Below are 12,251 nucleotides of genomic sequence, written 5' to 3' on the forward strand. Positions count from 1 at the left end.
GACGCGGACGCGATCAATACGCGTAATACTTCCGGATCGCCGCGTCGAGGTCGTCTCTCGGGATGTCCAGAGCCGCCGCGAGGATGTGCATGCCCAGCCGGGGCGGCACCGCGTTCCCGATCTGCTGGGAGATGTCCTTGCCCGCCCACGTCCAGTCCGGAGCGGCGGGGAAGGTCTGCAGCTGACCCATTTCAGACCAGGTGAACCGGTCGGTGGCGACGCCCTCGGGCGATTCGACCCGGTTCCGAGAGACCTTGCCGGTGACGGTCGCCGACGGCTCGTGGGAATACCTGCGCCCGCGGATCTTCGGATCGCCGCCTGTCCCGTAGTTGGAGATCACGACGAAGGGGGTCGGTCGGTCCGGGAGTGCCGCGGCCATCGACACGGCGGCCGTCGGACCGTGCAGGCGCGGGATCCGGGCCTTTCTCAAGGGGTCGAACATGTCGTGCGTGGGCTTCGGCATGCCGGGAATACCGGCAAGACGCTTCGAGTCGCGTCGCCGGGCGATGAAGATCGCCCGGCGGCGGGTCTGCGGCACACCGTATTCCTCGGTGCGCAGCACCTTGGGCTCCGCGACCGAGTAGCCCTCCTTGTCGAGCAGTTCGGCGTACTTGTCCCACACCGGGCGCACCGCGGGAACCTGCTCGAGGACGATCACCTCGAAGGGGCGGCCGGCGTCTACGGCCTGCAACGCCCAGCGCAGCGGTTCGAGAACCAGACCAGTACGCTCGTCATCCAGCGTGGCGAGGTCGGCGCGGATCGACTCCAGCGGCTCACGGGCCACGAATCGATCGGCGAATTCGAGCACTTGGTCCAGGGCCTTGCGCCCGCTGCCCGTTCCGGCCACGGTGAACGTCTGGCAAGGCGGCCCTCCCACCAAGACATCGGCGTGCTCGAACTGCTCGGGGCCGAAACGGCGGACGTCACCCTTTCTCGTCGCCAACCGGTTCGCCGCGCGAGTCGCGCAGGCTCCGTCGTCCCACTCGATGCCCTCGGCGGGGATGCCCAGCCGGCGCGCCGCAAGATCAAGTCCGCCCGGGCCGGCGAACAGGTCGACAATCGTGAACGGCGTGGACATGCGGATACCTTGCTGCACGGGGGCGGCTCGTGGGACGGGGTGACCTTCCGGCCCCCGGATCGCGGGGGACGCGACGGGTCATCCTAGCCGGCGTTGTCGGTGGTTCGGAGCGAGAGCAGCACTGACGTGATCAGATCGTCGACGGCGCGCCGTCGCACAGGGCCGTTGCGATCGATCGCCCCACGGCTTCCGCGACCGGCGGGGGCATCGCGTTCGCGATCTGCCGGTAGGCGCGTGTCTTCGGGCCGAAGATCTGCCAGGTTTCCGGTATCGCCTGCAGGGTCGCCGCCTGTCGCACGCTCAGCCGAGGCCTGCCGTCGATCGGGAAGTCGGCCGCAGGACTCGCATCGCTGAGGCTGGCCCCCTCGACGCCGATTGTCGCCCACACTCTCTTGCTGCCGGTCGGCCCGAGATCCCCACCACCGCGGTTGTCCGAGCCGCCGATGAGGGCGGGCGCCGGTCGGTCGGCCGCCACGGCCCACCGCTCGGCGCCGGGCCACCCGTTTGCGCCCATCGAGAGCCCCAGCGCCTGGCCCACCGTCGGCGGCGGGTCGGAGCTCGGCACGGGCCAGACGAATCCGTGCCTGTAGGCATCCGCCAAGGCCACCACGAAGCCGCTGCGCCGGTACTGCGGCACGCCGAAATCCGCGGCGTCCAGCACATTCCAAAAGGGGCGATAACCAAGGTTCTCCAACTCCGCGTCGATCCAGGAGCGATCCTCGGCACAGTCGTCGCTCAGGACAAAGCCCTCCAGGTTCTCCAGCATCAGCGCCTTCGGCCTGACAGCCATCAAGACACTGACCGCCGCCTTGAGGAGCGCGCGCTCATGATCGTCACCGCCGCGCCGCGCGACCGCGGCTGCGGCCTTGATGCGCGGCATTCCCCCGCTGATGAGATCGATGTCCAGAACCTTGCGCAGGTCGGGCTCGTCCTCATCCAACGGGTCGAAGTTCATGAGGTCCCGGCAACGAACGTCCCACTGCGGCCGGTTGAGCCCGATCGTCCGGCACGCGAACTCGTTGTTGTCGATCAACATGACCGGGTCGAATCCGGCTCGCTCCAAGCCGAGTGCCTGCGCGCCCGACCCGGCGCACAGCTCCAGCGATGTGAACCTGGTCATCGCTCCCCCTGCCGTCGGTCTCGGCCGCACTGATGTCATTGACGCGCCGATACTCCGTGAACCGTACGTCGGGCACGGGCGGACGACGCCGGTGGGGGCTCAGACCGGCTTCCAGGTGGACAGCACGATTCCGTGGATCAGCCGTGACCGGCATGGACACGTCGACCCCTTGCCGTGGCCCCGTTTCGATGCGGCAACCCGCAGGCCGCAAGTTCCAACGCCATGTCCTCACGCCCTCGGCGGCATCTCCGGCTGATCGCTGATGGCGGGGGTGGAGCGGTACGCATGAATCGATTCTCCCGGATCGCCTCCGAAGGGGGACCAAAAGTGGTCAGGTTGGGGGACACGAGCCGGCCACGCCTTCGACCAGGCTTCTTCGGCAATCTCCTCCATGGCGTACCGAGAGTGCCGGTGCGGAGATTGTCCGGGACCGACATGGCGTTCGTTGCGGATCGTCGTGCGCCGGCGAACAGACGACCGTGCAGTTCGTCGTCCGCGGCTCGCCGGCGTCCCGCCCCCGTCCGAGCTCCCCGCCGGCACGGTGCATTGCGCGTAGCCCGTCGGGCTTCCCCCGGCCGCTGCCGAAGGAGGCCCAGACGCCACCGCCTGGGGCTCGTGCCCGTTGTCGGCGATCCGGCGGACTCCGAAAGTCTCCTTGGTCAGGAGCTCTGGTGGCCGGTGAGGTGGGAGGGGTCGGGGAGGTGGGTTGCCGGGGTTGGTTCGTGGGTGCGGGCCAGGGCGATGAAGAGCAGGGCGACGGCGAGGGCGCCGGGGTCGGGGACGCCGACGGCATGGTCGCCCACGTAGCTGGCACGGCCGCGCCGGGCGCGCAGGGACGCGGTGGCCGCGGCGCCGCGGACGGCCGCCTCGGCGGCTCGGGTCAGCGGAGCGGCTGTCTCGTCGCGGACGGAGGCGGCGAGCGCCTCGGCGGCGGGTGCGAGGGCGTCCACCATGGTGCAGTCCCCGGGTTCGGCGCCGCCGACCCGTTGGACGGCGGCCAGGCCGGCCGCGGTGGCCTCGGCCAGTGCGGGCGGCGAGGGGGCGTCGGTGCCCGACGGTGACGCGGAGGCCAGGTGGTGGAAGAAGAGGCCGAACAGAGGGCCGCTGGTGCCGCCGACGTCGTCGAGGAAGGACTCCGCGAGGGCGGCGACGCCGTCGGCGCCGGTCGCGTCGGCACGGTCCACCGCGCGCTCGATGCCCCCGGCGAGGTTGTCGCCGAAGTCGCCGTCACCGACGAGTTGGTCGAGCGCGGTGAGGTTGTCCCGGACCCGCGCGACGATCGCCGCGTACTGGTCGAGAACGGCGCGGTTGCCGTCGGCGCGGTGTGGGGTTTCCGCGTCGACGGCGTCGCGCGGGGTGGTCGGCGTGGCGGTGTCCGGGGCGCGGGAGATGCGGGGAAGGACCAGGGGCGTATCGGTGGGGGCGTTCCACAGATCGGCCCAGCCGTCCCGGAGTCGGGTGAGGGTGAGCGAGAACCCGGCCATGTCCAGCGCGGCGGTGTACGTGCCGGCGGCGACGAGCACGGGCCGGATGCCGCGCGCGGCGAGGGCGTCGTGCAACAGGGCGCCGATCGCGTGGAGTTCGAGGCTCGTGGTCGCGCCCAGGCCGTTGACGACGGCGAGCACCTCCGCGCTCCGGGCGGGGAGCGCGGCGAGCAGGTCGTCGGTCATCCGCCGGACGAGACGGTCGAGCGGGGGACGCGCGATCGTGCCCGTACCGCGTTCGCCGTGGATGCCGATGCCGTAGTCGAGTGTGCCGGGGCTCAGCGTGAACGCCGGCGCCTCCGTCGCGGGTGAGGTCTGCGCGCGGGCGGCGACGGCGACGCTGCGGGACCGTGCCACGATCTCCGTTCCGAGGGCCGCGAGTTCGGCGAGAGTCGCGCCCCGGTCGGCGGCTGCGCCGAGCAGCTTCTCGACCACCACCGTGGCGGCGGTTCCCCTACGGCCCGTCGCGCTGTCCGCGGTGTCGGTGGCCACGTCGTCGTCGACCAGCACCGTGGCGACGGGAATCCCGGCGTGGCGCAGGCGTTCCGCGGCGATCCGGAAGTTGATCACATCGCCGGTGTAGTTCTTGATGATCAGCAGGACGCCGTTGCTCTTCGCCGCCGCGAGGCCCGCTTCGTGGATCTGGCGGTTGTGCGGGGACGCGAAGATCTCGCCGGGGCAGACGGCGTCCAACCCGCCGCGGCCGAGCAGGCCGACGTGCAGCGGCTCGTGGCCGGAGCCGCCTCCGGAGACCAGGCCGACGGTGCGGTCGGGATGGGGTGCGCGTGCCAGCAGGTACAGCGGATCGCTGTGTGCCTCGATCGTGCCGGGGTGGGCAAGCGCCAGACCGCGTACGGCGGTCGGTACGGGGGCGGTCTCCGGAAGGAAGTAGGTCATCGACGTTTCTCCATGGGTACGGATGGTGCGTGCGCCGGCGGAGGCGCCGTGGACACCGCCAAGCCGCCGGGTGCGGGCACCGGTCCTCGGTGGGTGGGTGGCCGGCGGTGAGCCGACAGTCCGGAGAGCACAGGTGGCCACGCCGCGGTGTGCTGGTTGCCGCACACCTGTCAGGCCCAGGTCAGCCGCGACCTGTGCGCCCAATAGGCCTCGGGCGGCTCGGTCAGCTCGGCGAGACGGCCGAGTTGGTCGGGAGCGAGGTGCAGGGTCGCCGCGGTCAGATTGCTTGCCAGTTGCTCGGTGGTGACGGCGCCCGAGAGCACCACGTCCACCCAGGGTTGTGCCAGGACCGCCGCGAGTGCCAAGGCGTCACACGAGACACCCGACTCCCGCGCCGTGGCACGCAACGCCGCGGTGGCCGGCTCCCGGGCATGGCGATCGGTCAGGCGGCCGTTGGCCAAGGCCTCTTTGACGATGACCACGCGCCCGGCGGCGTGCGCTTCGGCGAGGGCTCGGCCCGCCGAGCGTTCCATCAGGTTGTACGTGGCCTGCACGCTGGCGAACAGCGGGAGTCCGTCCACCGTGATCGCCAGCGCGGCGCGGATGGCCTCCGCCTGGCCGGGGCCGCTGGTCGAGAGTCCGACGGTCACCCCCGCGTCGGCGAGCGCGGCCAACCTCTCGTGCAGGGCGGTGTCGGTCAGCGCCGGACTGTCCGGGGTCACCGAGTGGATCTGGTAGAGGCCGAGACGGTCGCCGAGCAGCGCGCGTGTCTCCGCGAGTTGGCGGTCGTAGGCGGCAACGCCGTGGTTCTTGACCTCGTGGACGTCGGCGTGTGTGCTCCAGTCGGCGGTGTACGTGTACCCCCACTTGCTGCCGACCACCACGTCGCGGGCTTCGGGACGCGAACGCAGCCATTCCGCAAGGAAGTTATCGGCGAGGCCGTAGGAGCGGGCGGTATCGACGTACCGCACGCCCCGGTCATAGGCCGTATCGAGGACCACGTGGGCGCGAGCCCGCAGCGCGTCGACCGAGCGGGTCGTGGGGAGGTCGGTGTCCCGGCCCAGATTGATGTAGCCGGGGCGCCCGATCGCGGCCAGTCCCAGGCCGATGCGCGGGATGGGCGCGGCTGCGAGGTGGTCACGGCGCATGCGGGTTGTCCTCCGGGATCGGTTCCGCGCGGCGGGCACAGGGCACCGCGTACGGGCAAGGCGAAAGCGTCGGCGAGCGGTCGCGGCCCGCGACACGAACGCACGTCCGCGTCGCGGCGGAAGGCTCGACCGGCGGTGCGGTGCGTGTCACGGCGACGCCGTGCCGGACCGCCGGACGAGGTGCCGGACCTCGTCGACGGTCTCACGGGTGAGGGCGGTGGCGGCCAGGGACACGCAGGTGTCGTGGCGCAAACGCCGGATTTGGGCCCGGACTTCGTCGAGGGCGGCCGGAGCCACGGAAAGGCTGTCGCAGCCGAGGCCGATGAGCAGGGGGATGACCAGGGGGTGTGCGGCGGCGTCGCCGCAGACGGAGACCTGGCGGTCGTGGCGGTGCGCGGCGGTGACGACCCGGGCCATGGCGCTCAGTACGGCGGGGTGTGCGGCCATGTCCGGGGTGGCGTCGGGGTCGCGGCGGTCGATGCCGAGGACGCGGCTCGTGAGGTCGTTGCTGCCGAGGGAGACGAACGCCGCCTCGCGGGCCAGTTCCTCGGCCGCGGCGACGGCCTCGGGGAGTTCGACCATGATACCCAACGGAGGCGGGCTGACGCCGAGTTCGGCAGCGGCGGTGTCGAACAGCGTGCGGCAGGCGCGCAGTTCGTCGACGCTCGCGACCATGGGGATCATGACGCGCAGGTCGGTGTGGGCTCCGGCGCCGAGCAGACTGCGGAACTGGTCGGCGAATGCGCCGGGTTGGGCGAGCATGAGGGGCAGGCCGCGGTCGAGCCGCCCGCCCTCGCGGCCTCGGGCGAGGAACGGCGGCAGTTTGTCGTCGGCGAAGTCGAGCGTACGGGCCGTGACGGTCTGTCCGGCGAGCCCGCGCAGGACGGGGACCAGGGCCGCCGCGTGCTGGTCGGGGGTGGGCCACGCGCGGTGGTTGAGGAAGGGCAGTTCGGTACGGAGCAGGCCCACACCGTCGGCGGCGGCGGTCACGGCGGCTTGGGCCTCGGCCGGTGTGGCCACGTTGGCCCGCAGAACGATGTCGTGCCCGTCCGATGTCCGGGCCGGCAGGTGGCGCTCGCGCGCGAGAGCCACCTTGCGGGTCCGGGCGGCGTCGATGGTCCGGAGAGCGGTGGCGCACTCGTCGTCGTCGGGCGCGACGACCGCGGTGGCCCGGTCGCCGTCGAGCAGCAGTTTCTCCCCGTCGGGCATCTCCAGCAGCCGGGCGTCGACGGCGAGTACGAGCGGGATGCCCTGCGAGCGGGCGACGATCGCGGCATGGGAGTTCGGGCCGCCCGTGACGGAGATGGCGCCGGTCACCGTGCGGCCGGGCTCCAGCAGGTCCGCGGCGCCGATCTCCTCGGCGACCAGGACGAGGGGCTGGTCGGGTACCGGGCCGGCGTCGCCGTACAAGTGGGCCAGGACGCGGCGGCCGACCTGGCGGACGTCGGCCGCACGGTCGGCGAGGGTCGGATCGTCCAGCGCGGCGATGGTTCCGGCGTAGGAGTCGACGGCCTGCCGGACGGCGATGGCCACCGGCCGGCCTTCCCGCGCGCGTTTGACGGCCTGGTCGCGGAGATCCGGATCCTGCGCGATGTAGGCGTTGACCTCCATGATGTCGGCCTGTGCGTGCTTGGCCTGGTCGCGCAGCGAGACGGACAGGTCGAGCAGGCGGGCGGCGACCGTACCGAAGGCGTTGACGATCTGCCGCGCCGGATCACCGCCGGTGCGCTGCGGCAGCGCAGCGCGCGTGGGCGGACGGTCCGTGCGGTACAGGAAGCCCAGGGCCACGCCGGTCGCGGCCGCGTGTCCCGGGTACGCGCGGCGCTTGGTCATCGGGCCGCCGTCTCGGCGAGGGCACGGAAGATCAGCGCGGTCGAGGTGGCACCGGGGTCCTGGTGGCCGATGCTGCGGGTGCCGAGGTACGAGGCACGGCCCTTGCGCGCCTGCATCGGGGTGGTGGCGCGCATGCCCTCCTCGGCCGCGTCCGCCGCCGCGAGCGCGCTCGCGGCGAAGTCGGCTCCGGTGTCAGCCTGGTGCCGGAACGCCGCCAGCGCGGGTGCGTAGGCGTCGATCATGGTCTTGTCGCCGGGTGCGGCGGCCCCGAGCTTGCGGACGCTGTCCAGGCCGGCCGCGAGCGCGGTGGCGAACTCCCCGGGCGTGGCCGTGGGGGCGTCCAGGGTCGTGCCGATCGCGCGGAGGGTGCCCCCGAACAGCGGGCCGGAGGCGCCGCCGACGCGGGAGATGAGGGTGGTGCCCGCCTTGGTCAGCACGGCCCCGACGGTGTCGGGTTCCATGTCGGCCACCGCCGTGGTGACGGCGGAGAAGCCGCGCTGCATGTTGACTCCGTGGTCGGCGTCGCCGATGGCCGAGTCGAGCTGGGTGAGGTGGTCCTTGTGTTCGTCCACGGCGGCGGCGATGGCCTGCACCCATGCGCGGGCGAGGTCGATGTCCACGGTGTCTCCGTTCATGGCTTGCTTCGTGGCCGGTGTGGTGGCTTGGGTACTGGCTTGGGTCGTGGCTTGGGTGATGGCTTGGGCACTGGCTTGGGTCATGGCTTGCGTGGCGGGTTCGGAAGGCAGGAGTCGGGGGCGATCCCCGGCGGGGTGGCCGGGGAGAGCCGGCGCGAGAAGGCTCCGTCCCCACCTTCTCCTGTCTCGTCCCCCGGTCCCACCCGGTTCAGGCGCCCCAGCGCAGGGCCGGGGTGTTCACGGGCGCGTCCCACAGCGACAGCACGTCGCTTTCGGCCTTGCACACGGTGACGGACACACCTGCCATGTCCAGGCTTGTCACGTAGTTGCCGACCAGGCTCCGGGCGATGACCACACCCCTGTCCGCGAGGGCGGCGGCCACCTCGTGGAAGACCACGTACAACTCGATGAGGGGTGTGCCGCCCAGGCCGTTGATCATGACGATGGTCTCGTCCCCGGCCGCCAGCGGCCGGTCGCCGAGGATCGCGTCCACGGCCATGGCCGCGACCTCCTTGGCAGAGCCGAGCTTGTCCCTGCGGCGGCCGGGCTCGCCGTGGATGCCGACGCCGACCTCCATCTCGTCCTCGGGCAGGTCGAACCCGGGCCTGCCGGAGGCAGGGGTGGTACAGGCGGTCAGTGCCACGGCGAAGGACCGGGACGAGGCGTTGACCCGTCTTCCCATCGCGGCGACGGCGGCGAGGTCGGCGCCCCGCTCGGCGAGGGCCCCGGCGATCTTCTCGACGAAGACGGTGGCTCCGGTGCCCCGGCGGCCGGCGGTGGAGGCGGAGTCCCGGACGGCGACGTCGTCGTCGACCAGGACGGTGTCGACGACGATCCCTTCCTCGACGGCGAGTTCGGCGGCCATCCGGAAGTTGAGGACGTCACCGGTGTAGTTCTTCACGATGAACACCACGCCCGCGCCGCTGTCGACGCTCTGGGCCGCGCACAGCATCTGGCCGGGCACGGGCGAGGTGAACACCTCGCCGGGGCACGCGGCGTCCAGCATGCCCGGACCGACGAAGCCGCCGTGCAGGGGCTCGTGCCCGGACCCACCACCGGAGATCAGGGCCACCTTCCCGGTTCGCGTGCCGCCCGCACGGGTGATCACCCCGTTCTCGGCGTCGACCGTCAGGTCGGGATGGGCGGCGGCGATACCGGCCAAGGCGTCGCGGAGGACAGTCTCGGGAGCGTTGACGAACTTCTTCACGACAGGGCTCCTTCGGCCGCGGCGGGCTCAACCGCCGTGGTCCCGGCGGTGGTTGCCGCCGTCTTTCGGCGGGCGTTGAGGGCGGTGTAGAGCAGGCCCGCGGCGACCGCGCCGATGACCTCCGCGGCCAGGTAGACCGGAAGTTGGCCCCAGTGGACCGTGCCCCCGTACCACTCGCCGACGACCATGGGGCCGAGCGTCCTCGCGGGGTTGACGGCCGCCGACGTCGCCGGCGCCACGGGGATGATGATCGCGAACACCCCCAGCCCGATGGCCAGTCCGGCGAAGCCGTCGGCCGCACGCCGGTCGATGGCGCCGAACACGACGAACGCGAGGATGAACGTGCCCACCGCTTCGGCGAAGAAGGCCTGCCCGGCGCCGACCCCCTCGCCGTACGCCGCGATGCCGAGGCCGACGTCGACCGCTTTCCTCCCGAGCACCCCGACGATCGCCAGCGCACCCAGCACCGCGCCGGCCACCTGGGCGGCGAGGTAGCCGGGGACGTCCCGCCAGGGCATCCGCCCGGTGGCGGCCAGAGCCAGCGTGACGGCCGGGTTGATGTGGCAGCCGGAGATGTGTCCGATGGCGTGGACCATCGCGACGACCGCGGTGGCGAAGGCCAGCGCGATCATTCCCAACTGCGCCATGGTGAACGGGGCATCGCCGCCGACGATGAGCGTCGCGGGAACCGAGCCGACGCCGATGAACACCAGCACCGCGGTGCCCAGCGTCTCGGCGAGAAGCTTCTGCGAGTAGCTGTTCTCTTCCATGGTCGGGCGCCCCCTGCCGTGCCGCATTCGGGGCGCCTCACCTCCTCCGCGAAGAGCGGTCTGTGAAGGGAGATGGAGCGGCTGTGCGCGAGGCGGTCTCCCCGTGATCGGTTCAGGCGACAAGGCGGCCGGCTCGGGAACCGGAAGGCTGGATGGCATCCGGCAGGTTGTTCAGCATTGATGAAAAGCGTTCCGAAAAATTAAGCCGCTGCCACGCGCCTGTCAAGGGGCGCTGTCAGGATCCGCCGCCACAGGGCCGGAAAGGTGCGTACCTGCCCCCGGGCCCTGAACGAAGGAACGCGGCACCGGTCGCGGCCGACGCCCGGTCGACCGACGCCCTGTCGACCGACGGCCGGACGGCGCCGAGCCGACGGGTCAGACGACCGCGCCGCGGGCGGCACCCCGCGGGGCGCCGAGGTCGCGGGAGAGATGGCGTGCGGTTTCGCGTACCGCGACGGCGAGTTCCTGACGTGCGGCTTCGGCCAGCACGCGCTCGACGGGGCCCACGATGCCGATGGCGCCGACCACGTCCCCGGAACGGTCGAAGACCGGCGAGGCGATGCCCGCGTCCCCGATCGCCGACTCCTGCTCCTCGACCGCGTAGCCCGTGCGAGGGATCTCCTGGAGCTGGACGGCCAGTTGCCGGGGGTCGGTGATGCTGGCGCCGGTGAGCACCGCCGGCTCGGCCGCGAGCAGCCGCTCGCGCTCGGCGGCCGGCGCGAACGCCACGATGGCCTTGCCCAGCGCACAGGTGCTCCACGGAATCCTGGCGCCCACCTCCAGGATCTGCACCGCCCCCTCGGGCCGGAACGCGTGGTGCACCACCAGGATGTGGTCGCCCGTGAGCACCGCCACCCACACCGCTTCGTTCGCCCGGGTCGCCAGCTGGTCCGCCCAGGTCAGCGCCCGGGTCCGCAGCTCCTGGGTGTCCAGGTAGGCGTTGCCCAACTGCACGAGGTCCGGCCCGAGTTGGTACTTCGAGCTGCTTCGGTCCTGGACCACCAGCCCCTCGGCCTCCAAGGTGCGCAGCAGCGCGTGCACGGTCGGCTTCGCCACACCCAGGCGGTCGGCCAGCTCGGTGACGCCCAGCCGGGGTCCCGTGGCGGCAAGCTCCCGCAGGATCCGCACCGCGCGGTGTACCGCCTGCACCATCGAAGATTTCTCCCTGATTCAGTATTGATGAACAGCGTTCCGAGATCTAACGTTGCCGTTCATGAACGCACCTGTCGGCATCGTACTCGTGTCCCACAGTGCCGAGCTGGCCTCGGGCCTTCGCCTGCTGGTGGAGCAGATCGGCGCGCAGGACGTCCCCATCGCCACCGCCGGAGGAACCGACGACGGCCGGGTCGGCACCAGCTACGACCTGGTTCTCGCCGCCGTCCGCGACGCCGACCACGGGGGCGGTGTCGTCGTTCTCCCCGATCTCGGCAGCTCCGTCCTGACCGCCCGCGCCGTCCTGGCGGACCACCCCCGCCCCGACGTCGTCATCGTCGACGCGCCCTTCGTCGAGGGAGCCGTCGCCGCCGCCGTCACCGCCGCATCCGGCGCCGACCTCAAGACCGTCGCCGACGCCGCCCAGGAGGCTCGCCATGTCCACAAGCTCTGAGCCCTCGATCTCCGACACCGCCGGCACCGACACAGCACGCCACGAAGCCGCCGTCGTACTGCCCGCCAACCTGCACGCCCGCCCGGCGGGCCGACTCGCCCGCGCCGCGGCCGGATTCACCAGTTCCGTACACCTCGAATTCGCCGGCCGCACCGTCAACCCCACAGGCGTCCTGTCCGTCATGGCCCTGGGCGCCACCGCAGGAAGCACCGTCACCGTACGCGCCGAAGGCCCCGACGCCGACCAGGCCGTCACCACACTGACCACCATCCTGACAACGGCCGAATGACGCAGGCCGCAAGTCGGCGATACGCCTTGCGCGTTCCGGCGTCCGGCCCGCGAACAGCCCCGCGAACACCCTGGTCGTTCACCGAGCCGACGTACGCCATGACACGACCCAACGCCAACCCACCCCACCCCACCCCACCCCACCCGCGCCCCGGTCCCCCTCCCGTACGTCCCTCTCGAACCAC

At 71.9% G+C, this 12,251-nt stretch carries 11 protein-coding genes; 2 read left to right on the forward strand and 9 right to left on the reverse strand.

What is annotated here, in order from left to right; all coding sequences use genetic code 11:
- Window positions 1-13 precede the first annotated feature (13 nt).
- From LO772_RS07740 to LO772_RS07780, 9 genes are all read right to left on the reverse strand, one after another.
- The gene (locus LO772_RS07740; RefSeq protein WP_231777638.1) at window positions 14-1,078 is read right to left on the reverse strand and encodes a DNA cytosine methyltransferase; all 1,065 of its coding nucleotides are present in this window, start codon (window positions 1,076-1,078) and stop codon (window positions 14-16) included.
- Window positions 1,079-1,208: 130 nt separating this feature from the next.
- Window positions 1,209-2,198: a DNA cytosine methyltransferase gene (locus LO772_RS07745; protein ID WP_231777639.1), complete on the reverse strand. Its 990-nt coding sequence runs from the start codon at window positions 2,196-2,198 to the stop codon at window positions 1,209-1,211.
- A gap of 659 nt (window positions 2,199-2,857) precedes the next feature.
- Complete coding sequence (dhaL, locus tag LO772_RS07750) at window positions 2,858-4,579, reverse strand: dihydroxyacetone kinase subunit DhaL (RefSeq protein WP_231777640.1); 1,722 nt, start codon at window positions 4,577-4,579, stop codon at window positions 2,858-2,860.
- Between the two features lie 170 nt (window positions 4,580-4,749).
- A complete protein-coding gene (locus LO772_RS07755; RefSeq protein WP_231777641.1) occupies window positions 4,750-5,727 on the reverse strand; it encodes an aldo/keto reductase in 978 nt (325 codons plus the stop codon).
- Between the two features lie 147 nt (window positions 5,728-5,874).
- Complete coding sequence (locus LO772_RS07760; protein ID WP_231777642.1) at window positions 5,875-7,560, reverse strand: putative PEP-binding protein; 1,686 nt, start codon at window positions 7,558-7,560, stop codon at window positions 5,875-5,877.
- Entirely contained in the window at window positions 7,557-8,195 is a 639-nt protein-coding gene (gene dhaL, locus LO772_RS07765) for a dihydroxyacetone kinase subunit DhaL (protein WP_231777643.1), read from the reverse strand. The genes LO772_RS07760 and dhaL (LO772_RS07765) overlap by 4 nt, the downstream gene beginning before the upstream one ends.
- 208 nt (window positions 8,196-8,403) lie before the next feature.
- Window positions 8,404-9,402: a dihydroxyacetone kinase subunit DhaK gene (gene dhaK / locus LO772_RS07770; RefSeq protein ID WP_231777644.1), complete on the reverse strand. Its 999-nt coding sequence runs from the start codon at window positions 9,400-9,402 to the stop codon at window positions 8,404-8,406.
- Window positions 9,399-10,172 (reverse strand): MIP/aquaporin family protein, encoded by a 774-nt coding sequence (locus LO772_RS07775; protein ID WP_231777645.1) that lies wholly within the window; start codon window positions 10,170-10,172, stop codon window positions 9,399-9,401. Before LO772_RS07775 ends, dhaK begins: the two co-directional genes overlap by 4 nt.
- A 375-nt stretch (window positions 10,173-10,547) precedes the next feature.
- Window positions 10,548-11,324: an IclR family transcriptional regulator gene (locus LO772_RS07780; protein ID WP_231777646.1), complete on the reverse strand. Its 777-nt coding sequence runs from the start codon at window positions 11,322-11,324 to the stop codon at window positions 10,548-10,550.
- A 61-nt stretch (window positions 11,325-11,385) separates the two neighbouring features.
- On the opposite strand from LO772_RS07780, the gene dhaM reads away from it, so the two are divergent.
- Together dhaM and LO772_RS07790 are read left to right on the forward strand one after the other, a co-directional pair.
- Window positions 11,386-11,778, forward strand: coding sequence for a dihydroxyacetone kinase phosphoryl donor subunit DhaM (gene dhaM / locus LO772_RS07785; RefSeq protein WP_231777647.1), 393 nt, complete (start codon window positions 11,386-11,388; stop codon window positions 11,776-11,778).
- A complete protein-coding gene (locus LO772_RS07790) occupies window positions 11,762-12,067 on the forward strand; it encodes an HPr family phosphocarrier protein (protein ID WP_231777648.1) in 306 nt (101 codons plus the stop codon). Before dhaM ends, LO772_RS07790 begins: the two co-directional genes overlap by 17 nt.
- The last annotated feature ends 184 nt before the right edge of the window (window positions 12,068-12,251 follow it).

This window comes from Yinghuangia sp. ASG 101 (assembly GCF_021165735.1).
Classification (GTDB): Bacteria; Actinomycetota; Actinomycetes; order Streptomycetales; family Streptomycetaceae; genus Yinghuangia.

What these genes read in the sequence shown, in the direction of transcription:
- dhaL (WP_231777643.1), bottom strand. Translation starts at nt 8,195, where the DNA reads ATGAACGGAGACACCGTGGACATCGACCTCGCCCGCGCATGGGTGCAG.
- dhaL (WP_231777640.1), bottom strand. Translation starts at nt 4,579, where the DNA reads ATGACCTACTTCCTTCCGGAGACCGCCCCCGTACCGACCGCCGTACGC.
- LO772_RS07755 (WP_231777641.1), bottom strand. Translation starts at nt 5,727, where the DNA reads ATGCGCCGTGACCACCTCGCAGCCGCGCCCATCCCGCGCATCGGCCTG.
- LO772_RS07740 (WP_231777638.1), bottom strand. Translation starts at nt 1,078, where the DNA reads ATGTCCACGCCGTTCACGATTGTCGACCTGTTCGCCGGCCCGGGCGGA.
- LO772_RS07760 (WP_231777642.1), bottom strand. Translation starts at nt 7,560, where the DNA reads ATGACCAAGCGCCGCGCGTACCCGGGACACGCGGCCGCGACCGGCGTG.
- LO772_RS07790 (WP_231777648.1), top strand. Translation starts at nt 11,762, where the DNA reads ATGTCCACAAGCTCTGAGCCCTCGATCTCCGACACCGCCGGCACCGAC.
- LO772_RS07775 (WP_231777645.1), bottom strand. Translation starts at nt 10,172, where the DNA reads ATGGAAGAGAACAGCTACTCGCAGAAGCTTCTCGCCGAGACGCTGGGC.
- dhaM (WP_231777647.1), top strand. Translation starts at nt 11,386, where the DNA reads ATGAACGCACCTGTCGGCATCGTACTCGTGTCCCACAGTGCCGAGCTG.
- LO772_RS07780 (WP_231777646.1), bottom strand. Translation starts at nt 11,324, where the DNA reads ATGGTGCAGGCGGTACACCGCGCGGTGCGGATCCTGCGGGAGCTTGCC.
- LO772_RS07745 (WP_231777639.1), bottom strand. Translation starts at nt 2,198, where the DNA reads ATGACCAGGTTCACATCGCTGGAGCTGTGCGCCGGGTCGGGCGCGCAG.